22 protein-coding genes are annotated in these 22,969 nt (G+C 68.7%); 9 read left to right on the forward strand and 13 right to left on the reverse strand.

What is annotated here, in order from left to right; genetic code table 11:
• The first annotated feature begins 341 nt into the window (after nt 1–341).
• Both rdgB and hemW read left to right on the forward strand, forming a co-directional pair.
• Complete coding sequence (gene rdgB / locus SH203_RS12030; protein ID WP_087121178.1) at nt 342–944, forward strand: RdgB/HAM1 family non-canonical purine NTP pyrophosphatase; 603 nt, start codon at nt 342–344, stop codon at nt 942–944.
• Complete coding sequence (gene hemW, locus SH203_RS12035; protein WP_234989490.1) at nt 937–2,118, forward strand: radical SAM family heme chaperone HemW; 1,182 nt, start codon at nt 937–939, stop codon at nt 2,116–2,118. Before rdgB ends, hemW begins: the two co-directional genes overlap by 8 nt.
• Here the strand turns inward: hemW and SH203_RS12040 are convergent.
• Entirely contained in the window at nt 2,115–3,770 is a 1,656-nt protein-coding gene (locus SH203_RS12040) for a GNAT family N-acetyltransferase (RefSeq protein ID WP_087121179.1), read from the reverse strand. The genes hemW and SH203_RS12040 overlap by 4 nt on opposite strands.
• 156 nt (nt 3,771–3,926) lie before the next feature.
• Between SH203_RS12040 and SH203_RS12045 the strand changes: the two genes are divergently transcribed.
• Complete coding sequence (locus SH203_RS12045) at nt 3,927–4,427, forward strand: hypothetical protein (RefSeq protein WP_087121180.1); 501 nt, start codon at nt 3,927–3,929, stop codon at nt 4,425–4,427.
• Between the two features lie 144 nt (nt 4,428–4,571).
• Here the strand turns inward: SH203_RS12045 and SH203_RS12050 are convergent, their stop codons facing one another.
• Entirely contained in the window at nt 4,572–4,826 is a 255-nt protein-coding gene (locus tag SH203_RS12050) for a GlsB/YeaQ/YmgE family stress response membrane protein (RefSeq protein WP_087121181.1), read from the reverse strand.
• Between the two features lie 175 nt (nt 4,827–5,001).
• Between SH203_RS12050 and SH203_RS12055 the strand changes: the two genes are divergently transcribed.
• Both SH203_RS12055 and hisN read left to right on the forward strand, forming a co-directional pair.
• Nucleotides 5,002–5,379 carry a helix-turn-helix domain-containing protein gene (locus tag SH203_RS12055; RefSeq protein ID WP_087121182.1) on the forward strand — a complete coding sequence of 126 codons (378 nt, stop codon included), beginning with the start codon at nt 5,002–5,004 and terminating at the stop codon, nt 5,377–5,379.
• A 47-nt stretch (nt 5,380–5,426) separates the two neighbouring features.
• Nucleotides 5,427–6,212 carry a histidinol-phosphatase gene (hisN, locus tag SH203_RS12060; protein ID WP_087121183.1) on the forward strand — a complete coding sequence of 262 codons (786 nt, stop codon included), beginning with the start codon at nt 5,427–5,429 and terminating at the stop codon, nt 6,210–6,212.
• 17 nt (nt 6,213–6,229) lie between these two features.
• Here hisN and SH203_RS12065 read toward each other — a convergent pair whose 3' ends face one another.
• The 4 genes from SH203_RS12065 to SH203_RS12080 all read right to left on the reverse strand — a co-directional run bounded on the left by SH203_RS12065 (nt 6,230) and on the right by SH203_RS12080 (nt 9,415).
• Complete coding sequence (locus tag SH203_RS12065; protein WP_087121184.1) at nt 6,230–6,499, reverse strand: hypothetical protein; 270 nt, start codon at nt 6,497–6,499, stop codon at nt 6,230–6,232.
• A 25-nt stretch (nt 6,500–6,524) separates the two neighbouring features.
• Nucleotides 6,525–7,574 (reverse strand): alpha/beta fold hydrolase, encoded by a 1,050-nt coding sequence (locus SH203_RS12070; protein ID WP_087121185.1) that lies wholly within the window; start codon nt 7,572–7,574, stop codon nt 6,525–6,527.
• Nucleotides 7,571–8,497, reverse strand: coding sequence for a class I SAM-dependent methyltransferase (locus SH203_RS12075; RefSeq protein ID WP_087121186.1), 927 nt, complete (start codon nt 8,495–8,497; stop codon nt 7,571–7,573). Before SH203_RS12075 ends, SH203_RS12070 begins: the two co-directional genes overlap by 4 nt.
• A gap of 90 nt (nt 8,498–8,587) precedes the next feature.
• The gene (locus SH203_RS12080; RefSeq protein WP_087121187.1) at nt 8,588–9,415 is read right to left on the reverse strand and encodes a class I SAM-dependent methyltransferase; all 828 of its coding nucleotides are present in this window, start codon (nt 9,413–9,415) and stop codon (nt 8,588–8,590) included.
• A gap of 266 nt (nt 9,416–9,681) precedes the next feature.
• On the opposite strand from SH203_RS12080, the gene SH203_RS12085 reads away from it, so the two are divergent.
• Nucleotides 9,682–10,146 carry an Hsp20 family protein gene (locus SH203_RS12085; RefSeq protein ID WP_087121328.1) on the forward strand — a complete coding sequence of 155 codons (465 nt, stop codon included), beginning with the start codon at nt 9,682–9,684 and terminating at the stop codon, nt 10,144–10,146.
• Nucleotides 10,147–10,196: 50 nt separating this feature from the next.
• Here the strand turns inward: SH203_RS12085 and SH203_RS12090 are convergent, their stop codons facing one another.
• Nucleotides 10,197–10,673 (reverse strand): RNA pyrophosphohydrolase, encoded by a 477-nt coding sequence (locus SH203_RS12090; RefSeq protein WP_087121188.1) that lies wholly within the window; start codon nt 10,671–10,673, stop codon nt 10,197–10,199.
• A gap of 140 nt (nt 10,674–10,813) precedes the next feature.
• On the reverse strand, nt 10,814–12,007 hold the full coding sequence (locus SH203_RS12095; protein WP_087121189.1) for a divergent polysaccharide deacetylase family protein: 1,194 nt from the start codon (nt 12,005–12,007) through the stop codon (nt 10,814–10,816).
• 181 nt (nt 12,008–12,188) lie between these two features.
• Here SH203_RS12095 and ppc point away from each other — a divergent pair, with 181 nt between their 5' ends.
• Nucleotides 12,189–14,888: a phosphoenolpyruvate carboxylase gene (ppc, locus tag SH203_RS12100; RefSeq protein ID WP_087121190.1), complete on the forward strand. Its 2,700-nt coding sequence runs from the start codon at nt 12,189–12,191 to the stop codon at nt 14,886–14,888.
• Between the two features lie 138 nt (nt 14,889–15,026).
• Here ppc and SH203_RS12105 read toward each other — a convergent pair whose 3' ends face one another.
• Nucleotides 15,027–15,992 carry a magnesium and cobalt transport protein CorA gene (locus SH203_RS12105; protein WP_087121191.1) on the reverse strand — a complete coding sequence of 322 codons (966 nt, stop codon included), beginning with the start codon at nt 15,990–15,992 and terminating at the stop codon, nt 15,027–15,029.
• 221 nt (nt 15,993–16,213) lie between these two features.
• Here SH203_RS12105 and SH203_RS12110 point away from each other — a divergent pair, with 221 nt between their 5' ends.
• Complete coding sequence (locus tag SH203_RS12110; protein WP_159457565.1) at nt 16,214–16,501, forward strand: UrcA family protein; 288 nt, start codon at nt 16,214–16,216, stop codon at nt 16,499–16,501.
• Between the two features lie 113 nt (nt 16,502–16,614).
• On the opposite strand, the gene SH203_RS12115 is transcribed toward SH203_RS12110, so the two are convergent.
• Complete coding sequence (locus tag SH203_RS12115; RefSeq protein WP_087121193.1) at nt 16,615–18,801, reverse strand: M3 family metallopeptidase; 2,187 nt, start codon at nt 18,799–18,801, stop codon at nt 16,615–16,617.
• A gap of 129 nt (nt 18,802–18,930) precedes the next feature.
• On the opposite strand from SH203_RS12115, the gene SH203_RS12120 reads away from it, so the two are divergent.
• A complete protein-coding gene (locus SH203_RS12120) occupies nt 18,931–19,788 on the forward strand; it encodes a glutamate racemase (protein ID WP_087121194.1) in 858 nt (285 codons plus the stop codon).
• Between the two features lie 136 nt (nt 19,789–19,924).
• On the opposite strand, the gene SH203_RS12125 is transcribed toward SH203_RS12120, so the two are convergent.
• From SH203_RS12125 to lysA, 3 genes are all read right to left on the reverse strand, one after another.
• Nucleotides 19,925–20,911 (reverse strand): cation diffusion facilitator family transporter, encoded by a 987-nt coding sequence (locus tag SH203_RS12125; protein WP_087121195.1) that lies wholly within the window; start codon nt 20,909–20,911, stop codon nt 19,925–19,927.
• Nucleotides 20,912–20,985: 74 nt separating this feature from the next.
• Nucleotides 20,986–21,642: a hypothetical protein gene (locus SH203_RS12130; protein ID WP_087121196.1), complete on the reverse strand. Its 657-nt coding sequence runs from the start codon at nt 21,640–21,642 to the stop codon at nt 20,986–20,988.
• 52 nt (nt 21,643–21,694) lie between these two features.
• A complete protein-coding gene (gene lysA, locus SH203_RS12135; protein WP_087121197.1) occupies nt 21,695–22,969 on the reverse strand; it encodes a diaminopimelate decarboxylase in 1,275 nt (424 codons plus the stop codon).

Genomic DNA, 22,969 nt, shown 5'->3' on the forward strand with positions numbered 1-22,969 from the left:
ATCGAAATGGCGTAAGGATCAGAAGGCTTGCATCAGCACGGTGACGAGGGCGGTCGGCAGGGCGGCGATCAGAACCGTGCTGACGAAAGCGGCGCCGACCTTGTCCAGCCACATCGAGGTGTTCATCGTATGCATCATATTTCTCCGTCTTTCCTGAAGGACGATTTTCGCCCTGTTTGTTTTGAAGTCGCATGAACCTTTCGGCTTTGACCGAACTCAAGAACGCTGCGACCTCGTTCTCGATGATCAAAAGATAGGCCGTGCCAGGCGGGAAATCACGTTACATATCGTTTAACGATATTAAACTTTGGCAATAGACTGTTTCAGTTTCAGGAAGACCGATGAATCTCAAGCTTATCAAAGGGATGCGGATCGTCGTCGCGACCCACAATCCGGGCAAGGTCCCGGAAATCTCGGCCCTGCTCGGCGGAGATTACGAGATCGTCACGGCGGGTCAGCTGAACCTGCCCGAGCCGGACGAGACGGAGACCACCTTCGCCGGCAACGCCATGCTGAAGGCGCGCCATGCGGCGGAACGGTCGGGCGAGGTGGCGCTGGCCGACGATTCCGGCCTGTCGGTCGCGGCGCTAGATGGGGCGCCGGGCATCTTCTCCGCGCGCTGGGCCGGGCCGGGCAAGGATTTCGCCGTCGCCATGGCCAAGGTGGAGCAGCGTCTGGAGGAGATCGGCGCGACCGACCGCACCGCCTGGTTCACCTCGGCCCTGGCCGTCGCCTGGCCCGACGGTCCCTGCGTGGTGGTCGAGGGGGTGGTCGACGGCCGCCTGACCTTCCCGCCGCGTGGCGACCGGGGATTCGGCTACGATCCCCTGTTCATTCCCAACGGCGGCGACCTGACCTTCGGCGAGATGGAGCCGGCGGCCAAGGACGCGATCAGCCACCGCACCCGCGCCTTCGAAAAACTGAGGGCCGCCCTGATTGACTGAGGCATCGTCGCTCGATCTGGGGCCGCCCGATCCGGGTTCGGACGTCGCCCTCTATGTCCACTGGCCCTATTGTTCGCGCATCTGCCCCTATTGCGACTTCAACGTCGTGCGCGACCGGGGGCGGGCGGCGGAGCAGGCGGGGCTGGTCGCCGCCATCCTGGCCGACCTTCACGCCCAGCGGGCGCTGACCGGCCCCCGGCGGCTGGCCTCCATCTTCTTCGGCGGCGGCACCCCTTCGCTGATGGCGCCCGAGGTCGTGGCCCGTATCGTGGAGACGGCCCGGCGGCTCTATCCGCCCGTCGGCGCGATCGAGATCACGTTGGAGGCCAATCCCACCGACGCCGAGGCCGGACGGTTCGCCGCCCTGGCCGGCGCTGGGATCAATCGGCTGTCGATGGGGGTGCAAGCGCTGGACGACGTTTCCCTGCGCTTCCTCGGTCGCGACCATTCGGCGGTCGAGGCGTATCGCGCCGTCGATCTGGCGCGTCGCGCCTTCGACCGACTGTCTATCGACCTGATCTACGCCCGGCCGGATCAGATGCCGCAGGACTGGGCCGCCGAACTGACCGCCGCCCTGGACCTGGGCTTCGAACACGTCTCGCCCTATCAACTGACCATCGAGCCGACGACCGCCTTCGGCCGGGCCTTCGCGCGCGGAACCCTGACCCCGCCCGACGAGGACGTGGCCGCCGCCCTCTATGAGACGACGCAGGCCGTTCTGTCGGCCGCCGGTTTCGACGCTTATGAGGTGTCCAATCATGCACGCGGCCCGGCCGCCCGGTCGGCGCACAATCTGCACGTCTGGCGCGGCGGCGACTATCTGGGCCTGGGCCCCGGCGCACACGGACGGCTGACGCTGGACGGGATCAGGACCGCCACCGTCGCCCACCGCCGCATCGCCGACTATGTGGCGGGCGTGCAGGCGTCGTCGCCCTGGTCTGAACGCGACCCCCTGTCGCCCGCCGACGCGGCCGAGGAACGGTTCCTGCTGGCGCTGCGCACCACCGAGGGGGCGCCGGCCGCCCTTCTGTCCGCCCTGGGCCTGTCGCCCCAGACCGCGCCGGTCGCCGACCTGATCGCGGACGGCTTCCTGATGCTGCGACAGGGCCGGTTGATCGCCACTGACCGGGGCCGCCCCGTTCTGGACGGCGTGTTGAAGGCGCTTCTGACCTAGCGCTTCGTCAGGCCCAGCATCCCCAGCCAGCCGCCGCTGGTCAGCAGCGCCACGTCCAGCAGGGCCAGCGGCAGGGGCGTGGAAACCGGCGCGGCGATGAAGCGCGACCGCCAGTCGGGCGCGAACTTGGCCTTGTAGCTGCGCAGGCCCTGGAAGCCGTACAGCGCCCCGCCCTCATCGAACACCAGGGCGCCGACGCGGGCGAACACCGGCGCGATCCGCCGGTCCTCCAGCCCCGCCAGCGGCGCCATGCCCAGGTCGAAACTGGCCAGCCCCTGATCCTTGGCCCACTGGGCGCAGCGGATGAACAGATAGTCCATCACCCCGTGCGGCGCGTCCGGGTGATGGCGCATCAGATCGACCGCCGCCTCGTCCGGCGCCGTCAGCAGATTGGCGAAGGCCACGATCCGCCCGCCCTCCCTCACCACCGCCAGCGGCGTCAGGTCCAGATAGGCGACGTCGAACCGGCCCAGCGAAAAGGCCTTCTCGTCCCCCTCGTGCATATCCAGCCAGGCGTCGGACACCGACTTCAGCTCGTCCGCGATGGGACCGGCCGATCCGGGCGGCAGGATTTCGAAGGTCGCGCCCTCGCGTTCCGCGCGATTGACGGCCGTGCGCAGGTTCTGCTTGGCCTTGCCCTCCAGTGAAAAGGCGGCCGTGTCGATCACCGCCGTCTCACCCACCTTCCTGACCGCCAGCCCCATGGTCGCCAGGTCGCCCAGCACGCCCTCGCTGACGGAATAGAAGACCGCCGCCCCGCCATAGCTGTCAGCCATCTCGGCGAAGGACCACAGCAGTTCGCGCCGTTCGGATTTCAGACCGGCCGGTTCGCCCATGGCGATCCAGCGCCGCCCCCGCACGCGATAGGCCAGGAAACTGGCCCCCGACGGGCTGAACATCAGCGCCTTGTCGCCCAGCATGGCCAGCCAGGCCTCGGGCGTCGCCGAATCCGCCGCCGCCAGCGCCGCGCGTGCGCGTTCGATGTCGGCGGGCCTGGCCGGGCCGTGGCTGTGGGCGCCGGGCGAGCCGAGCAGCGACCGGCCCGCCACCACCAGCGTCAGGATCGCCAGCACCAGCCCCGCGCGCAGGAAGCCCGAGGCCTGGCGGTCGCTGAGGAAACGCCACCACAGCTCGTCGTTATAATCCACGTCGCGATAGGCGAAGAAGCCCAGCCACAGCATGGCCGCCACCACCGCTGTCAGCAGCAGAAGCCAGCTGGGCCGCAGCGGCTCGCTGAGGCGCGAACGGCGGTTGAAGGCGTTGCGGCAGGGCGCTAGCAACGCCGCGACGATGGCCAGGTTAGTCGCCTGTTGCCAGTCCAACCCCTTCAGCACCGAAAACACCGCCCCGATCCCCAGCACCGCCAGCGCCGCCCAATAGGCCCCGCGCCGACGCCGCCACAGGCCCGCCGACAGCAGCAGCAACAGGAAGCCGGCGATGCTGCCGACGAAGTGCGACAGGTCCACCAGAAGGGGCGACACCACCCCCGTCAGCTTGCGCAGGCGGTCGTCGAACTCGGGCGTCACGGCCGAGACCAGCATCAGGGCCCCGGCCCCGAAGGCGATCACCGCGAACACCAGCGGCGTCAGCTCATAGGCCAGGCCCAGAAGACGGCGGATCAGACCGGAGGTATGGGCGGGGCGGTGGGACAAGCGGCAGGCCTTCGATTCGCGAGCGCCCGACCATAGACCAAGAATCGTCCAACCGGGGCGCTCGCGAGGTCATTTCGGGGCGAATGAAACAATCCGTAACGTGGGGAGTATATTGCGGTGCGGGCGTCGGGCTCGCGCAACAGGGGATATCCTCCCATGACCATCAAGACCGTTCTTCTGGCCAGCGCCGCCGCCTTCATGTTCGCCGCGCCGGCCCTGGCGCAGGAAACGCCCGCCCCCACGGCGCCGGCCCCCGCTGCGGCCGCCTCGTCGCAACAATCCCTTTCGCTGAATCCCGGCATGACCGTCAGCGGTCCTGACGGCGAACTCGGCAAGCTGGAAGGCGTGCGGAACAACGCCGAAGGCAAGCAGGAACTGACCGTTCGCGGCGCCGACGGCCAACTGCGCGCTGTGCCGCTCAGCGGCATTCGTCAGGAAAACGGCGGCGTGGTCGTGGCCTACACCAAGGCCGAATATGACGCCGCCGCCGCCATCGCCGGCGCTCCGCCCGCCCCGGCTCCGGCCGTCGATCCGGCCGCCGCGCCGACGGCTCCCGCCGCAGACCCGATGGCACAGCCGACCGATCCTTCGGCGCCCCCGCCGACCACGGCCCCGGACGCCGCAGAGCCGGCCCCGGCGCCGACCGAACCGAACTGATCGGTCGACAGATCCGATAATAAAAGGGCGGTCGGGATGTCCCGGCCGCCCCTTTTCTTGTCCGCGATCGACGCGGCGCATGCCTTTCCAGACAGCAAAAAGGGCGGCTCACGCGAGCCGCCCTTTCTGTCGAAACCGCTGCGATCAGGCGCGACGCTTGACCAGTCCCAACAGGAACAGCAGCAGGCAGGCGCCCAGGAACGCCACGATCAGCGTCACAAAGTTGAAGCCGCCGACCGGCGTGCCGAACACGTTTGCGGAGATGAAGCCGCCGATCAGGGCGCCGATGACGCCGACGATCAGATTCGTCAGCAGGCCGTGATTGCGACCCATGACCTTTTCCGCCAGCCAACCGGCGACGATGCCGATGACGAGCCAACCGATGATTCCCAAGCCCATGCTGTGTTCCTTCCTATAAAAGCCAAGCTGCCGCTTTAAATGCGCCCCAATCGATCCGGTTGCGCCGCCCCCGTCGCGAAAGACATTTCCCCTGCGGCGCGAACCGGCACGCGGATTGCCGCCAGCGGCGCGTGTCGTCCCGCTTCGGGACAGACCTCGCGACGAGGATCACGTCATGGCCGACGATATCGACCTGCATCTGGGCCGCCGCCTGCGTCGGCGCCGGCGCCTGCTGGGCCTGACCCAGCAGCAGCTGGCCGTTCAGGTCGGCATCCGGTTCCAGCAGATCCAGAAGTACGAGTGCGGCGCCAACCGCATCTCGGCCGCGCGCCTGTGGCAGCTGGCCGAGGCGCTGGAGACGCCCGTGGCCTATTTCTACGACGGTCTGGCCGAGGCCCTGGACAAGGACGCCGCCCCGATCAAGGGCGGCGAGGTCTTCTCGCGCAAGGAGACGCTGGACCTGATCCAGGCCTATTATCAGCTGGACGAACGGCCGCGCCGCCGCCTGCTGGACCTGGCCAAGTCGCTGCACGCCGACGGCGCGCCCGCCTAACGCAGACAGGGGCGCCCAAGCCGGCGAAAGCGGGCTAAGGGTGCCGCATGACCGAATACGAAGCCTTCGCCATCGAACTGGCGCGCGAAGCCGCGCGCGTCACCCTGCCCTTCTTCCGCTCGGACATCGGGCATGAGGACAAGGGCGGCGCGGCCGGCTTCGACCCCGTCACCGAGGCCGACAAACAGGCCGAGGCCGCCATCCGACGCCTGATCGCCGCCCGCTATCCCGACCACGGCGTCATCGGCGAGGAATACGGTCAGGACCGGCCCGACGCCGAACACGTCTGGGTGCTGGACCCCATCGACGGCACGCGCGCCTTCATCTCGGGCCTGCCGCTGTGGACCACCCTGATCGCCCTGCGCCAGGCGGGACGGCCCACGGTCGGCGTCATCGCCCAGCCCTATCTGGACGAAATCTTCGTCGGCGGCTCGTCCGGCGCGCGGCTGCTGCGGGGCGACGCCGAGACGCCGCTGGCCGTCAGGACGTGCGAGACGCTGGCCGACGCCGTCATCTCCACCACCGATCCCGACATCTTCGACGACGCCGAGCGCGACGCCTGGACCCAGGTGCGCGCGACCGCCCGCCTGGCCCGGCTGGGCTGCGACGCCTATGCCTATGCGATGGTGGCGGCGGGCAAGATGGACCTGGTGGCCGAGACCAGCCTGAAGCCCTGGGACTGGTCCGCCCTGGTCCCCGTGATCGAGGCCGCCGGCGGCAAGGTCGTCAACTGGCGCGGCGCCGCGCCGGACGCTGACGGCCAGATCCTGGCCGTCGGCGACCCCCGCCTGATCGACCAGGCCCTGGTGACGCTGAAACGGGCGGCAATCTGAAAAAGGGCAGCGCGCGGTTAGTTGACGAACAGATCAATCGTGAACGAAACGACGGCGACGACGAGCGCGATACGCGCTGTAACGACGAAAAACCACGCGAATCTAGATCCAACTTCCGATCGCTTTACGGTGAAAAAACGCGCTGTCTGAGCTGGCGTCCACCACCGATCAAGCGCTGTGTCGCCCTTCCAGACAGGACACAGCACCGTCGCAATGATCCCGCTGAAAATATTTACGAACACCGCAACGATGGTCACAGCCAAGAAGGGGAAGTCGGCAATGATCATCGAACTACGCTTGGTCTCCTGACTTTCAGACGACTGGCGAAGCTTCGGCCGTCACGTCCACGGTCCGCGCCGACGGATCGCTGACAGCATCCGCCGTCGGGGCGACCAGGTCGGCCATCGCGTCGAACTCGTTCAGGAAGACCGCGCGCATATCGTCGGCCTCCATGATGACCTCGTGCTTGGCGCCCGCGACCTCGACATAGCGGCCGCGCGGGATGCGTCTGGCGGCCCAGCGGGTGGTCTGTTTCCACACCACGTCGTCGGCGTCGGCCTGGACGATGGCGACCGGGACGCGCACCGCCTTCAGCGCCTTGGGTTTCAGCGCCCGCTCGCCGGCGTCCAGCGCGAAGGCCAGCCAGCCATAGGTCGGGCCGCCGATGGCCAGGTGCGGGCAGGCGAACAGCTGCTGGCGCCACATCTCGTAACGGCTGGCGTCCGAGGTCAGGGCGTCCTCGGCGAAGTTGTGGTCGAACGGATCGTCCGGGTCGCCCAAAATATAGTCGCCCGCCTGGCCGTGACGGATGTTCCAGCGCACCACCAGCTTGACCGACCACATCGACCGCTTGCCGGTCTTGATCCGCAGCATGGGGCTGGACAGGACCGCGCCCGCGAACCGCGCCTCGCCGCCCTCCAGCGTCAGCAGGTTCAGGCAGGCGCCCATCGAATGGCCCACCATGATCCACGGCTTGGGGCACTGGGACTCATAGGTGTTCAGCAGGCGGTTGTAGTCGTCCAGAAACTCTTCCACCGCGCGGGCGTGGCCCTTCAGCCGGTCGGGCAGCAGGCGGGCGGACAGGCCTTGTCCCCGCCAGTCGTGGGTCAGGACGCACCAGCCCCGCGCCAGGAAGTTGCCGATGATCTCATAGTATTTCTCGATCGGCTCGGTACGGCCGGGGCTAAGGACCACCGTGCCGCGCAGCTTGTCCGCGCTGAGGTGCGCGGGCGTCCACAGGCCGGCGCGCAAGCGCATCCCGCCCGCCCCGCGAAACCAGTCTCCCTTGCCGCCAGGGGGCGGATAGGCGCCGGGCACCCCCATCAGGGGGGCGTTGGCGGCGAAGGCTTGGGCGCGGTTCACTCGGGCTTCCTGAACTTCAAGGTCATGCGATCGCTCTCGCCGATCGCCTCGTATTTGGCGCGGTCGAAGGTCGGATCGGCCGGTTGCCCGCGCGGCGCGGTCAGGCGGGTCGGCGCCAGGGTGTCGACCCCGAACGGATGATCCTTGGTGTCCTTCGGATTGGCGTTGATCTCGTACGCCTCGACGAAGACGAAGCCCGCCTCGGCGGCCAGCTGGCGCACGAAGGCTTCCTGGACATAGCCGTTGGCCGCGACCGGGTCCTGATCCTGGGCGGGCGCCAGCCGATGCTGCTCGATCCCCAGGACGCCGCCGGGACGCAGCGCGGCGAAGGCGTCGGCGAAGGCCTTTTCGGCGATCCCCGCCGCCATCCAGCCATGCAGGGTCCGCATGAACAGGCACAGGTCCGCCGTGCCCAGCGTCGTCACCGGCCCCGACGCAGCGCCGAACACGCTGAACTGCGGCTCGCCATACAGTTTCCTGTCGCTGGAGAAACGGGTGCGGAAGGCGGCGTTCAGCACGGCCTGGGCCGGATCGGCCGTCGGCCCCTCGGGGAACAGGGCCGCCACATAGGTTCCGCCTCCCTTGGTCAGATAGGGGGCCAGGATTTCGGTGTACCAGCCGCTTCCCGGCCAGAACTCGACCACCGCCATCTTGGGCTGAAGGCCGTAGAAGCGCAGCGTCTCCATCGGATGGCGGAAGGTGTCGCGCGCCCGGTCCTCGGCCGAACGCCACGGCCCCTGGACCGCCCATTCCAGCGACCCTTCCGGCGGGCCGGAAGGGGCCGGCGGAGCGTTCGGCGCGGCGGGCGTCCTGGGCTCGTCCTTGCGGCCGCAGCCGGCTATGCCGGTCAGCGTCAGAGCCGTCGCGCCGCTCAGCAGGAACCGGCGCGACAATCCGCGCCCCTTCGCCTGACTTTCCGCCATTCCATACTCCCGCGAGGGTGCGGCCCCGCGCCCGACACACCCGACGAACCGGGCTTAGTCGGGTTCGCGGGCCGGGTCAAAACGGAACGGCTATTCCGGCTTTCTGAACCGCAGGGTCATCCGGTCGCTCTCGCCCACGGCGTCGAAGGCGGCCCGTTCCTCGGGCGTCAGAGTCCGGCCCGACGGGTCGTTTCGCGCCGCCGACTGGCGGATCGGCGGCAGGGTCCAGACGCCGAACGGATGGTCGTGATCGTCCCTGGGGTTGGCGTTCAGCTCGCTGCGCGCCTCCAGCACGAAACCGGCGTTGCGCGCCTCGTGGATCACATAGCTTTCGGGCACATAGCCGGTGGAGGCGACGTCGGCGACGTTCAGCCCCTCGGCGCTGCGGTGCTGTTCGACGGCCAGGACGCCGCCGGGCTTCAGCGCCTTGAAGAAGGCCTGCAGATAGGGCTGGGTCCGGCCGTCGCGCGCCCAGTTGTGGAAGGCCCGCGCCACCACGATCAGGTCCGCCTGACCGTCGGCCACGCCCATGCTTTCCAGCGGCTTGTTGACCGGGACATAGCGCCCGCCGGTCGCGGCCGCATAGGGTTCCAGAATGTGACGCCACCAGCTGGCGCCGCCCGGCTCGATCTCCACCACCGTCATACGGGGCGTCAGACCCCAGAAGGTCAGGGCCTCGTAAGGGTGGCGATAGACGTCGCGCGCCCGGTCGGCGGCGGGCCGGGTCTCGGCGGCGATCGCGGCCTGAAGGGCCGTATCCTCGGCGAAGACCGGCATGGCGCTGGACAGGGCCGAGCGCGGCGGCGTCCACGCCCCTTCGGTCTGGGCCGCCGGGCGCGCGGTCTGGGGCGTAGTCTGGGCCATCGCCGGCGCGGCGGCCGCCGCGAGGACGAGAAGGCTGAGGGCGGCGAGACGCATGAGGGGACGATCCTGCTCTGACGGGCCTTTCTCCATAGGCCGCCCGGCCTCCGACGCAAAGAACGATGGTGCGACCTCGACGATCCGTCGCAGTCGGCGACGGCGCCCCTTGACGCCGCATTCGCGGTTCCCATCTGATCGTTCGAGAGCGCCGGTTTCGGGTTCTCCAGACTGACGGCGCCGATCTCGGGTCGTCGGGCTGCATCCCTACCGTCCGGGCCAAGCCGCCGGGCGGCTCAACCTTGCTGATCCTCAGGAGGATGCTGATGCGTACCTATGATTTCTCGCCGCTGTACCGTTCCGCCGTCGGTTTCGACCGTCTGGCCAATCTCTTGGAAAGCGCCTCGCGCACCAGTTCGGAAGGCGGCTATCCCCCCTACAACATCGAGACGACGGGCGAGAACGCCTATCGCATCGAGATCGCCGTGGCGGGCTTCACCACCGACGAACTGAACATCGAGGTGAAGGAAAACCTGCTGACCGTGACCGGCCGCAAGACCGCCAACGACGACGCGGCCCCGCAGAAGACCTATCTGCATCGCGGCCTGGCCGAACGCGATTTCGAGCGCCGATTCCAGCTGGCGGACTATGTCGTCGTGACCGACGCCAACCTGGTCAACGGCCTGCTGTCGATCGCGCTGAAGCGTGAACTGCCCGAGGCGCTGAAGCCCCGCCGCATCGAGATCGGCGCCGGCCAGCCCCTGATCGAGGGCAAGGCGGAAGCGGCGTAAGTCCTTCCGGCTGACAGACCTGGAAAGGGCGGCGTCCGCGCCGCCCTTTTTTATTGGGCCAGATGGGCGAAGGCGGCCACGACCTGCTCATAGGCCGGGCGCTTGAACGGCACGATCAGGTCGCAGGCTTCGGACAGATCGCCCCAGCGCCAGGCGTCGAACTCCACCTCCTTGTCGGCCGTCAGGTCGATCTCGGCTTCGTCGCCGGTGAAGCGGAAGGCGAACCACTGCTGCTTCTGGCCCTTGAAGCCGCGCCAGGCCTTGGCGTTGTTCATCGCCTCGGGCGGAAAGTCGTAGCGAATCCAGTCCGGCGTCCGGGCCAGAAGCTCGACCGAGGTCACGCCCGTCTCCTCGTGCAGCTCGCGCCGCGCCGCCGCCTCCAGATCCTCGCCCGCGTCCACGCCGCCTTGCGGAAACTGCCAGTTATGGGGGCCGGGCGTGGCGTGCCGCCGCCCATACCAGACGCGGCCCTCGCGGTTGAACAGCACGACGCCGACGTTGGGGCGGTAGAGGGTGAGGTCGGTCATCGCGTGGCGCGTGGCGAGTGGCGAGTGGCGAGACCGCGCGCCCCAAACCCGTTTGGCCATTCGGCGTGACGCCGCGTGGAATGATCGACGGCGCGGCCTAAGCCGCCGCTCGCCACTCGCCACTCGCCACTCGTCACGTCTTAACGCCCCGGCCGCATCGACATGGACGAGGCGGGCGCCAGCTGCAGGCCGCGCTGGTCCAGACCGGCGGTCCAGCGGGCGGCGGCCTCGACCGTCACCGGATAGCTGAAGCCAGTCCCCAGGGCCGAGCCCCGCAGCTTGGCCTGGGCCTCCAGACCGTTCAGGGCGGCGATGATGGCGGCGGGCGACTGGGTGCGGTCGATGACGCGGTCGGCGCTGGCGCGCGACCAGGCGCCCGGCCGGCGCTGGAACGACCCGTCGTCCAGGAAGGCGACGCCCTTCTGGCGCAGCACGGTCAGGAAGGCGTTCATGCCCGCGTCCGAGGCGGCGAAACGGTCGCCCAGATAGTTTGTCACGCCGAAATAGCCGGTCGCGCGGCCCAGCAGCCAGTCCATCTTGGCCGCAACGTCGTCGGCGCCGCCGTCGGCCAGCAGCGTATAGGGGCCGGGATCGTTGTCGGGATAGCCGGTCGGCTCCATCGGCATTTCCAGCATCACCTCGTGACCCTGCGCCCGCGCCTGGTCGATCCACGACTGCAGGTTCTCGGCATAGGGCACGAAGCTCAGCGTCACCTCGGGCGGCAGGCGTTCGATGGCGGCGCGGGTCGTCACCGCGTTCAATCCCAGCCCACCCACGATCAGGGCCACGCGCGGCTTGCCGTTCGGGCGGAACGGGCGGGCGTAGGCCTGGGCCGGCACGCGGCCGTCCGGCGCGATCATCGGCAGGGGGCCATTGTGTCCGGGTTGCGACAGGCCCGCGATCGGCGCCCTGGCCAAGGGCGAGGCCGCATGGACCGGCGCCGTATAGGCCGCCGGCGCGGCCCCCGACACGCTGCCGCCGTCCGGCAGGGTGATGACCGCCTCGCCGTTCGCCGCCGGATCGCCGCCGCCCGCCAGATTCTGATACAGGCCCATCGCCCCCATGGAGAAGGCCTCGAACCCGCTCGGCGCGGGCGCGGGGGCCGCCGGCTTGTCGCGCTGCAGCGCCACATGGGCCGAGGGCGCGCCCGCGTTGGGGTCGCCCAGCACCGTCAGGAACAGCGCGCCGGCGCCCAGCAGCAACAGGCCCGCCAAACCCGCCGCGACCGGCGGCTTCTTCAGCGCCTCGACCACGGGCTTGAACCCCGCACCGTCCCTGACGCGCGGAGCGGCTCCGGCGGCGGCGGCGAGGGCGGACTGACGTTTGGCGAACATGGGCACGGGCGGGACCGATCTGGACTCCTACGTTCCCATCATCGCCATGCGCCGGTTAAGAAACCCTAACGGCCGGTTCACCATGATCGGCAATTTCGGTTCTGACATGGATCGTGCGTTGACGGGGCGGTTTGGCATACTTCACATGCAGACCTCCCCGCCTAAAACCCCGGATCAAGCAATGATGAGCCCCGCCGCCGACGACGCCCTGCGCGACGAAGTCCGTCTGTTGGGCGGAATTCTGGGCGACATCATCCGCCAGGAGGGCGGCCAGGCCCTGTTCGACCACGTCGAGGCGGTGCGCCAGGCCTCCATCGCCTATCACCGCGACCCGGCCTCCCATCCGGGCAAGCGGCTGGAGAAGCTGTTGACCGCCATGACGGTGGATCAGGCGGCGGGTCTGGCCCACGGCTTCGCCCTGTTCTCGCTGCTGGCCAATATCGCCGAGGATCGCTCGACCCGTCGGCGGGCGCAGGATCAGGCCGAAGCGGGCGCCCGGCCCGACACGCCCGAGGGCGCGCTGAAACGTCTGTCCGATCAGGGCGTGGATCGCCAGGCGGTGCGCGACCTTCTGGACCAGTCCCTGATCTCGCCGGTCCTGACCGCCCACCCGTCCGAGGTGCGCCGCAAGAGCGTCATCGACCGGATCGCCGCCATCACCGACATTCTGGACGCCTGCGACAAGGCCGGCGACGCCTGCACCCCGGCCGCCGTGTCGGAGCCGCTGCGTCGCCAGATCGTCATCCTGTGGGCCACCCGTCTGGTCCGCACCCAGGGGCTGGTCGTGCAGGACGAGATCGACACCGTCGTCTCCTTCCTGGACCGCATCTTCCTGCACGTCGCGCCCCGGCAGTTGTCGGCGTGGCGGCGGCTGCTGGACGCGCCGGACCTTCAGCCCTTCATGCGGGTCGGCACCTGGGTCGGGGGCGACCGCGACGGCAATCCGAACGTGGACGCCACGGTCATGGCCGCCGCCTTCCGCACCCAGGCGCGGGCGGTGCTGGCCTTCTATCTGGACGAGGTCCACGCCCTGGGCGCGGAACTCAGCCTGGCGGCCGAACTGGCCCAGGTGTCGCCCGAGCTTCAGGCCCTGGCCGACGCCGCGCGCGATCCCTCGCCCCACCGCGCGGACGAGCCGTATCGCCGCGCCCTGACCGGCGTCTATGCGCGGTTAGCCGCCACACATCAGGCGCTGGGCGACGCCCCGCCCCCGCGCCGCGCCGCCGTCGAGGCCGAACCCTATTCCGGGCCCGACGCCTTCGAGGCCGATCTGAAGACCCTGCACGACAGTCTGGTGTCGCACCACGGCGGCGTCTTCGCCAACGACCGGCTCAGCGACCTGATCACGGCGGTCGAGGTGTTCGGCTTCCACATGGCGACCCTGGACATGCGCCAGAACGCCGACGTCCACGAGCGCGTCGTCGCCGACCTGCTGAAGGTCGCGGGCGTCCAGTCCGACTATCTGGCGCTGGACGAGGAGGGCCGGCTGAAGGTGCTGGCCGCCGAACTGGCCTCGTCGCGCCTGCTGTTCAGCCCCTATGCCGACTACCAGCCCGAGACGTTGAAGGAACGCGCCATCCTCCAGGCCGCCGCCGGCGCCCTGGCCGCCTTTGGCCCCCAGGCCATCCGCACCCACATCGTGTCCAAGACCGATGCGGCGTCGGACCTTCTTGAGGTCTATCTGCTGCTGAAGGAGGTCGGTCTCTATCGCCCCGAAGACCCGGCCGCCTGCCCCATCCAGGCCGCGCCCCTGTTCGAGACCATCGAGGACTTGCGCGCCGCCCGCCCGACGCTGGAGCGGCTGTTGAAGGAGCCGTCCGCCCTCGCCGTCGCCCAGGCGCGCGGGGTGCAGGAGGTGATGATCGGCTATTCCGATTCCAACAAGGACGGCTCCTACCTGACCTCGGGCTGGGAGCTGCACGAGGCGTCGCGCGCCCTGGTCGAGGTGACGCAGAAACATGGGCTGAAGCTGCAACTGTTCCACGGGCGCGGCGGCACGGTCGGGCGCGGCGGCGGCTCGGCCTTCGCCGGCGTCCTGGCCCAGCCCGAAGGCACGGTCCAGGGTCGCATCCGCACGACCGAACAGGGCGAGGTCATCGCCAACAAATACGGCGAGCCGGAAATCGCCCTGCGCAATCTGGACGCCCTGACCTGCGGCGCCGTCCTGGCCTCGCTGGGCCAGGGGACGGACCACGCCTTCACCGCCGAACACGGCGCGACCCTGTCCGACCTGTCGGCCCGGTCGATGGCCGCCTATCGCAAGCTGGTCTATGAGACCGACGGCTTCGTCGACTACTATCGCGCCGCCACCCCTATCGCCGAGATCGCCGATCTGAAGATCGGCTCACGTCCGTCGTCGCGCACCGCCTCGACGCGGATCGAGGACCTGCGCGCCATTCCCTGGGTGTTCAGCTGGTCGCAGAGCCGGGTCATGCTGCCCGGCTGGTTCGGCTTCGGCTCGGCGGTCCAAGGCTGCGACATGGGCGAGTTGAAAGCGATGGCCGAGGCCTGGCCGTTCTTCAAGACCCTGGTGCAGAACATGGAGATGGTCATGGCCAAGTCCGACATGACCATCGCCCGCCGCTATGCGACCCTGGTGCCGGACGCCTCGCTGGCGGCGTCCATCTATGGCGAGATCCGCGCCGAATGGGACCGGACCCACGACGCCATCCTGGCCATCACCGGCCACGACCAGCTGCTGGGCGGCCAGCCCGAGCTGGACCGGCTGATCCGCCTGCGGATGCCCTATGTCGAGCCGCTGAACCACGTCCAGATCGAACTGATCCGCCGCCGCCGGGCCGGCGACGACGACCCCCGCGTCCGCGAAGGCATCCTGCTGGCCATCAACGGCGTGGCGGCGGGTTTGCGGAACAGCGGCTAGAGACGCGCCTTCCCTCCTCCGTCATCCTCGGGCTTGACCCTAGGACCGGATGCGGATCGGGCTGTGCGTCACCTCTTGGCGCCATGCGGCGGAACGCCCGGCCCTCGGGTCGAGCCCGAGGGTGACGGCGACTATAGGCTACAGCCACTTCGTCTTCTTGAAGGTGATGAACAGACCCGTGCAGATGGCGACCATCAGGGTCATCACGCCGAAATAGCCGTAACGCCAGTGCAACTCGGGCATGAACTCGAAATTCATCCCATAGATGCCGGCGATGGCGGTCGGCACCGCCAGCAGCGCGGCCCAGGAGGCCAGCTTGCGGGTGATGACGCCCTGGCGCTGCTGTTCCAGCAGATTGGCGACCTCGAACACCGACGACAGGATGTCATGCAGCCCGCCCAGCCGGCTGCCGACCCGCCGCACATGGTCGCCCACGTCGCGGAAATAGGGGCGGACGTCCGGGTCGATGCAGGGCAGGTCCAGCGACTGCAACCGCCCCAGCAGTTCCTCCATCGGCCCCAGGATGCGCCGGAACTTCAGCAGTTCGCGACGCAGGCTGAACAGACGCCGGATTTCGACCCGCGACAGGAAGGCGTCCAACGTCCGCTGCTCCATCTCCAGAACGCTGTCCTCGGCGTCATCGACGATGGGTGCATAGGCGTCGACGATGAAGTCCAGGATGCCGTGCAGGACGAAATCCGGCCCCTTCTTCAGCAGCAGCGGCGAGGCCTCCAGCTGCGCCCGCAACAGGCCGTGGGCGCGGGCCGAGCCGTGGCGGATGCTGACCACATGATCCTCTCCGACGAAGACATGGGTTTCGCCATAGACGATCCGGTCGTCGACCTTCAGCGCCGTGCGCGCCACCACGAACAGTTCGCGGCCATAGACCTCGACCTTGGGCATCTGGTGGGCGGCCAGGGCGTCCTCGACCGCCAGCGGATGCAGTTTGAACCGGCGGACCAGGACGTCGATCTCGTCGTCGGTCGGATCGACCAGACCGACCCAGACGAACTCGCCCGCCTCCAGCGTCAGCCCGTCGGCCGTCAGCGGCGCCTCGCGCACGCGCTGGCCGTCCCGATAAACGTAAGAGGCGACGACCGGCATGGATGCTCCGTCAGTGATCCGCTCCGAACCTAGAGGGTGCGGCCTCGGAGTTGAAGCGCCTCCGTCGCCATGACCCGCGCCGGTCGAACCTGACCGAAATGTCATGACGTCGAATTATGACTGCGCCGTCTTTTCGCCGCCGAAGCTTCGCCGTTTCGATCCGATCCAGCGCCACCGTTCCCTGCCCCGGCCACAAGGGGCGGAAAAATGGAAACAGGATCATGTTCAGGATCGCCTCTCTGACGACCGCCGCCCTCCTCGTCGCGGGATCGGCCGCCGCCTCTCCCATCGAAACCCGCATCCCCTACGGCGACCTCGACCTGTCGAGCCGCGCCGGCGCGACGGCGTTCGACGCCCGCGTCCAGCGCACGGCGCGCAGCCTCTGCAACGGCCGCCAGCCCATCGAACGCCTGAGCTGCATGAGCAAGGTGCGGGACGAAGCCCTGTCCCTTCTGCCCGAACGCGCCCGCACCGACTATGCGCGCGGCCGCGTCGCCTTCGAGGCCTGAAACGAAAAGGACGCCGCCGGACCGATCGTCCGACGGCGTCCCGTTTCATCAGCCCTTCACGAAGCTCAAAGGGCGAAACGCCTCAAGCAGCCCGAAGGGCGGTAGGCCCAGTATCAGGAAACAGGGAAGCCACGCACCTTCAGCAGGGCCGCCACGTCCGGGTCGCGACCGCGGAAGGCGCGATAGGCCTCGGCGCGATCCGTGGTGTTGCCCGGCGCCAGCATGATCGACTTGAAGCGGCCGGCGATGTCCGGGTTGAACACGTCGCCCGACTCCTCGAAGTAGGACCAGGTGTCGGCGTCCATCGTCTCGGACCACAGATAGCTGTAGTAGCCCGCCGAATAGGCGTCCGACGTGAACAGGTGATTGAACTGCGGCAGGCGGTGCCGCATCACGATCTCCCTGGGCATGCCGATCCGCGCCAGGCTGGCCTTTTCGAAGGCGTCGATGTCGGTCGGCGGCGTGGCCTGGGTGTGCAGGTCCATGTCCACGATGGCCGAGGACAGATAGCTGACCGTCGCGTAGCCCTGGTTGAAGGTGGCGGCGGCTTCGATCTTGTCCACCAGCGCCTGCGGCATGGCCGCGCCGGTCTGATAGTGTTTCAGATAGCCGTCCAGGATCGGGCGGCTCAGCACCCAATGCTCGTGAACCTGCGATGGATATTCCACGAAGTCGCGCGGCGTCTCGCCGAACGAGGGATAGGTCACGACCGATGAGAAGTAATGCAGGGTGTGGCCGAACTCGTGGAACAGGGTCTCGGCGTCGTCCAGCGAGATCAGGACGGGCTGGCCCGGCTCCGGCTTGGTGAAGTTGTTGTTGTTCGACCCCAGGATGATCTTGGAGCCGTCCAGCTGCGAGAACGACCGATAGGTGGTCATCCAGGCGCCCGAACGCTTGCCCGGACGGGCGTAGTCGTCGGTGTAATACAGGCCGATCTGGCGACCGCCCCTGGTCTTGTCATAGACCTCATAGACCTCGACGTCCGGCTCGAAGGTCGGGACCGCGCCCTTGGGCAGTTTCTTGAACTGGAAGCCGTACAGGCGCTCGGCCATGGCGAAGGAGCCGGCGCGCACGGCGTTCAGCTCGAAATAGGGCTTCAGCTCGTTCTGATCCAGGTCGTACTTGGCCTTACGGACCTTCTCGGCGAAGTAGAGATAGTCCCACGGCTCGATGTCGAACCCGGCGATCGCCTTCATGTCGGCGACCTCTTCGGCGACGCGCGCCTTGGCCGGCGCCCAGACGCGGTTCATCAGGGCCTCGGCCGCCGCCGGCGTCTTGGCCATGGTGTCCTGCATCCGCAGTTCGGCATGGTTGCGATAGCCCAGCAGCTTGGCGCGCTGGTCGCGCAGCTTCACGATCTCGGCGATGGTCGAGTTGGTGTCGTTGGCGTCGCCGTTGTCGCCGCGATTGACGAACTTCTTCCACACCTGTTCGCGCAGCGCCCGGTCGTCGGCGAAGGTCAGGAATGGATCGACCGCCGAACGGGTGTTCAGTATGGCCCAGCCCTGGATGTTGCGGCTGCGCGCGGCGCCGGCGGCGGCGGCCTTGTTGGACTCGGGCAGGCCCGACAGGCCCGCTTCGGTCGGGATCACGGTCCAGGCGTTCTCGTCGGCGACGACCTTCTGGCCGAAGCGGGTGAAGGCGTTGGACAGGGCGGTGTTGATCCGGCCCAGCTCGGCCTTGCCGGCCGCGTCCAGATTGGCGCCCGAACGGATGAAGGCGTCGCGACGACGCTCGGCCAGACGCTTCTGCTGGGCGCTCAGACCCGCCGCGTCGGCGGTGTCGGCGACGGTCTTGACCCGCTGGAACAGTTTTTCGTTGAAGGTGATCTCGTCATAGGCCGCCGACAGCAGGGGCGACAGCTCGGTGTCGACCGCGTCATAGGCGTCGCCGCCGATGTTGGAGGTCATCACGCTATAGACGTTGGACGCCCGGTCCAGCGGCGCGCCCGCCAGCTCCAGCGCCGCCATCGTGTTGGCGAAGGTCGGGGCCTCGGGGTTGTTGGCGATGGCGGCGATGTCGGCGCGTTGCAGTTCGATGCCTTCCAGCATGGCTTCGCGCAGCTTGGCCGGCGTCACCTTGTCGAACGGCGGCACGCCGTCGTACTGGCCGGTCCAGACCTGCAGCAGCTCGGCGCGCGGCGTCTGGGCGGGCAGGACGGCGCGGGCGATGCGCGCTTCCTCGGCGAGGCCGGCGGCCGACGGCGCGGCGGCGGACCCGCCCGAGGCGGCTCCGGTCGAGGCGCAGGCCGACAGGGCCATCAGGCTGCCGCCCGCGATGAGAAGCTGGCGTCTATGCATGGAATGCTCCGAAACAAGATCATGGTTGCGACACACTTAGGCGCACCGACCGCCCCCGTCACCTGATCGGCGCGAATCTTGTCGTCCTGCCGGTTGGATACGTCGTCGCACTGTTCTAAAGCCCGCTGCATGGCCATTGGTGTTTTCGACTCCGGCGTGGGCGGCCTGACCGTCCACCGCGAACTGACGCGACGCTTCCCCGAGCGTGACTTCGTCTATCTGGCCGATCAGGCCCACGCCCCCTATGGCGGGCGCGGCGGCGAGGACATCGTCGAACTGACCCGCGCGGGCTGCGAGCGGCTGTTCGAGGCCGGCGCCTCCATCGTGGTCCTGGCCTGCAACACCGCCTCGTCCATCGCGCTGCGTCGCCTGCAGCAGACCTGGCTGCCGGGTCTGCGCGAGCGTCTGGGCCGGCCGGTCAACATCCTGGGCATCATCGTCCCGACCATCGAGGCCGCGACCGGCAAGCCCTGGAGCTTCGAGGCCGAGCGCCCGCAGGAGGGCGAAAAGGTCGCCTCCATCGACATCACCGGCGTCTTCTGCACCGCCGCCACCGCCATCAGCCGCGTCTATGAGATCGAGATCGACAAGCGGCGCGAGGACATCGCCGTCTTCTGCGAGCCCTGCCCCGGCCTCGCCGGCCTGATCGAACTGGGCGCCCCGGCCGAGGAGCTGAAGGTGGTGATCGACGACCACGTCGACGCCCTGCGCCGTCGCATCGGCCGCCACCCGGACAAGGCCATCCTGGGCTGCACCCACTATGAGATCGTCGCCGAACTGTTCGCCCAGGCCCTGCCTGCGGGGACCGTGCTGATCGAGCAGCCGACGGCGGTGGCCGACGCCCTGGACCGCTATTTCAAGCAGCATCCCGAATACGACCTGGGCGACAGCGGCCGCCGCGACTTCCTGACCACCGGCCAGGCCGGCCCGCAATCGGAACTGGTCGCCCAGTTCTGGGGCGCGCCGCTGACGTTCGAACAGGCTTGAGGGTTCGCGTCTCGCCTTCGTCATCCTCGGGCTTGACCCGAGGATCGGATACGGATCGGGCGGCGCCCCGACGTCTGACGCACAGCGCCTGAACGCCCGGTCCTCGGGTCAAGCCCGAGGATGACGGCGCCTTAGATCAACACCCCGGACAGTCCGGCAGCGGCTCGTTCTCCAGCTGCAGCGTCGTGTGGTTGATGCCCTGGCGCCGCGCCGCCGCCTGGGCCTCGCCGATCAGGGCCGCCGAATCCGGCCGGTCGTGAACCAGGTGGGCGGTCAGGGCCGTATCGGTCGTCGACAGGGCCCAGACGTGCAGGTCATGCACCGCCCGCACGCCCGACAGGCCGAGCAGCGCCTTCTCCAGCGCGGGCACGTCCACGCCGCTGGGCGCCCCGTCCATGGCCAGATTGACCGAATCCTTCAAAAGCCCCCAGGTGGACCACAGGATCACCACCACGATCGCCAGGCTGACCAGCGGATCGACCACCGACCAGCCGGTCGCCAGGATGACCCCGCCCGCGATCACGACGCCCAGCGACACGCCCGCGTCGGCCATCATGTGCAGATAGGCGCCCTTGGCGTTCAGGTCGTGCTGGGACTTCATAAACAGCAGCGCCGTGCCCAGGTTGATGAGAAAGCCGATCCCGGCCACCACCATGATGGTCGCCGATCCCACCGGCGCCGGCTCGTTGAAACGCCGCACGGCCTCAAAGGCGATGGCTCCGCAGGCGAAGATCAGCAGCAGCGCATTGCCCAGCGCCGCCAGAACCGTCGCCTTGCCGAACCCATAGGTCCGCCGACCGCCCGCCGCCCCGTGCGTCCCGCGCCGCGCCAGCCAGGCCGCCCCGCCCGCCATGGCCAGACCCAGCACGTCGGACAGATTGTGCCCGGCGTCGGCCAGGAGGGCGGTGGAATCCGCCATCAGCCCGGCCCCGAACTCGCACGCCACGAACAGCAGATTGACCACCAGGCCGACGGCATAGCGCCAGTCGCCGGTGTCCACCGGCCCGTGGCTGTGACCGCCATGACCGTGGCTGTGACCATGACCATGCGAATGGCCGTGCCCATGATCGGAATGATCATGGTCGTGGTCGTGGTCGGGGCTGTGATCGTGCGCGGCGTTCATGGTTTCGCCTATACGCCCTTTGGCTGAACAGCCAAGCTGCTACTTGATAACAGATTGAATGTTATCACATAATATCAATGCTGATGCATGGCGACGACCAGGCCCAGGGCGATCAGCGCCAGACCCAGAACCGCCCCTTCGTAACGCGCCCACCGCTCCAGCCGCAGGATGGAGGCGCCCGCGCTGGCCAGGGCCGTGAAAACCGCCATCCCGGCGACCGTGCCGACCGCGAACACCAGCGTCAGCATCGCCAGGGCGCCGATCCCCGACGGGGCCGAGGACAGATAGATGGGCAGCAGCACCTCGCCCGGCGACACCGCCATCATGGCGACCAGACCCAGGAAGGCGGCCTTGTCGGACACGGCCGGTTCCGGCGTCTCGACAGTCGGGCCGCCGGCCAGGGCGGGTCGTCTCAGGGCCGAACGCGCCAGATAGAAGGCCCCGAACAGGAACAGCAGCACCGCCGCCAGATGCGGCAACACCCCCTCGATCCACTGGTCCAGCGCCAGACCCGCCGCCACGATCAGGCCGCCGACCACCGCCGTCGTGGCGATATGGGCCAGGCCCGCCGCCGTCACCGCCAGCAGAATCTTATGCGGCCGCCACCCTTGCGCCCGCCCGACCAGGGTGAACGGCAGCCAGTGGGTCGGCAGGGCGGCGTGCAGAAAGGCCGCGACGAATCCGCCGCCCAACAGGGACAAGAGCATGGACTGTTCGGCGCCGGGGGACATGAGGCGGCCTATAGCGTGTTACTTTATAACAGTCGAGCGCAATTCGACTCTTTCACAGCCAGTCGGCGAACGGCTCGCGGTCCAGCATCTCCTCATAGGTCGGGCGCGGGCGGATCACGGCCCACTGTTCGCCGTCCACCAGCACCTCGGGGACCAGGGGCCGGCTGTTGTATTCGCTGGCCATGACCGCGCCGTAGGCCCCCGCCCCGGTGAAGACCACCAGATCCTCGGCCTCCAGCGGCGCCAGCTCGCGGTCGCGGGCGAAGGTGTCGCCCGTCTCGCACACCGGCCCGACGACGTCATAGGCCAGGACCTTGCCCCCGCGCGGGACGACCGGCCGGATGTCGTGGAAGGCGTCGTACAGCGCCGGCCGCATCAGGTCGTTCATCGCCGCGTCCAGCACCAGGAACCGGCGCCCGTCCGAGCGTTCGTTGACCTGGATCACCTGGCTCAGCAGCACGCCCGCATTGGCGGCCAGCACCCGACCCGGCTCGAACGCCGCCTCGACGTCCAGCCCGTCCAGCACCCGCGCGGCCATGGCGACATACTGGGCCGGCGACGGCGGCTCCGCCCCGCCCGAATAGGGCACGCCCAGCCCGCCGCCCAGATCCAGCCGCGTCACCGCATGACCCTGCGCCCGCAGGGCGCGCGTCATCTCGGCCAGAACCGTGAAGGCGGCTTCCAGCGGGGTCAGGTCGGTGATCTGGCTGCCGATATGACAGGCCAGGCCGACCGGCGTGACATGGGGCGAGGCCGAAGCCTGGGCGTAGAGGTCCATCGCCTCCTCGACCGGCACGCCGAACTTGTCGCCCTTGCCCCCGGTCGTGATCTTGGCGTGGCCCCCCGCCCCCACATTGGGATTGACCCGGATGGCGATGGCGGGGGCCGCATTCATCATCGCCGCCACGGCGATCAGCCGGTCCAGCTCGGCGCCGGATTCGATATTGATCTGGCGCACCCCGACGCTGATGGCGAAGGCCATCTCCACATCGGTCTTGCCCACGCCGGAGAAGATGATCCGGTCGGCCGGAACGCCCGCAGCCAGCGCGCGCCGGATTTCGCCCTCGGACACGGTGTCGGCGCCGGACCCCAGTTTGGCCAGGGTCGCCAGAACCGACAGATTGGAGTTGGCCTTGACCGCAAAGGCGATCAGGGCCTCGCCCAGCGCGTCGCGATGCGCGTCGGCGGCGGCGCGCAGCAGGCCGTAGTGCCGCTTCAGCGTCGCGGTCGAATAGACATAGGCGGGCGTGCCCACCTCGTCGGCGATCAGCTCCAGCGGCACGCCCTCGGCATGGAGAGCCCCGTCCTTCAGGTCGAAATGGTGCAA

The organism is Brevundimonas sp. SH203 (assembly GCF_002157625.1).
Lineage (GTDB): Bacteria > Pseudomonadota > Alphaproteobacteria > Caulobacterales > Caulobacteraceae > Brevundimonas.

Coding starts and splice junctions, on each gene's coding strand:
- SH203_RS12130 (WP_087121196.1), bottom strand. CDS start 21,642: ATGTCCCCCGGCGCCGAACAGTCCATGCTCTTGTCCCTGTTGGGCGGC.
- SH203_RS12120 (WP_087121194.1), top strand. CDS start 18,931: ATGGCCATTGGTGTTTTCGACTCCGGCGTGGGCGGCCTGACCGTCCAC.
- SH203_RS12125 (WP_087121195.1), bottom strand. CDS start 20,911: ATGAACGCCGCGCACGATCACAGCCCCGACCACGACCACGACCATGAT.
- SH203_RS12115 (WP_087121193.1), bottom strand. CDS start 18,801: ATGCATAGACGCCAGCTTCTCATCGCGGGCGGCAGCCTGATGGCCCTG.
- ppc (WP_087121190.1), top strand. CDS start 12,189: ATGATGAGCCCCGCCGCCGACGACGCCCTGCGCGACGAAGTCCGTCTG.
- SH203_RS12080 (WP_087121187.1), bottom strand. CDS start 9,415: ATGCGTCTCGCCGCCCTCAGCCTTCTCGTCCTCGCGGCGGCCGCCGCG.
- SH203_RS12110 (WP_159457565.1), top strand. CDS start 16,214: ATGTTCAGGATCGCCTCTCTGACGACCGCCGCCCTCCTCGTCGCGGGA.
- SH203_RS12090 (WP_087121188.1), bottom strand. CDS start 10,673: ATGACCGACCTCACCCTCTACCGCCCCAACGTCGGCGTCGTGCTGTTC.
- SH203_RS12075 (WP_087121186.1), bottom strand. CDS start 8,497: ATGGCGGAAAGTCAGGCGAAGGGGCGCGGATTGTCGCGCCGGTTCCTG.
- SH203_RS12045 (WP_087121180.1), top strand. CDS start 3,927: ATGACCATCAAGACCGTTCTTCTGGCCAGCGCCGCCGCCTTCATGTTC.
- hisN (WP_087121183.1), top strand. CDS start 5,427: ATGACCGAATACGAAGCCTTCGCCATCGAACTGGCGCGCGAAGCCGCG.
- SH203_RS12095 (WP_087121189.1), bottom strand. CDS start 12,007: ATGTTCGCCAAACGTCAGTCCGCCCTCGCCGCCGCCGCCGGAGCCGCT.
- SH203_RS12055 (WP_087121182.1), top strand. CDS start 5,002: ATGGCCGACGATATCGACCTGCATCTGGGCCGCCGCCTGCGTCGGCGC.
- rdgB (WP_087121178.1), top strand. CDS start 342: ATGAATCTCAAGCTTATCAAAGGGATGCGGATCGTCGTCGCGACCCAC.
- SH203_RS12085 (WP_087121328.1), top strand. CDS start 9,682: ATGCGTACCTATGATTTCTCGCCGCTGTACCGTTCCGCCGTCGGTTTC.
- SH203_RS12050 (WP_087121181.1), bottom strand. CDS start 4,826: ATGGGCTTGGGAATCATCGGTTGGCTCGTCATCGGCATCGTCGCCGGT.
- SH203_RS12065 (WP_087121184.1), bottom strand. CDS start 6,499: ATGATCATTGCCGACTTCCCCTTCTTGGCTGTGACCATCGTTGCGGTG.
- SH203_RS12105 (WP_087121191.1), bottom strand. CDS start 15,992: ATGCCGGTCGTCGCCTCTTACGTTTATCGGGACGGCCAGCGCGTGCGC.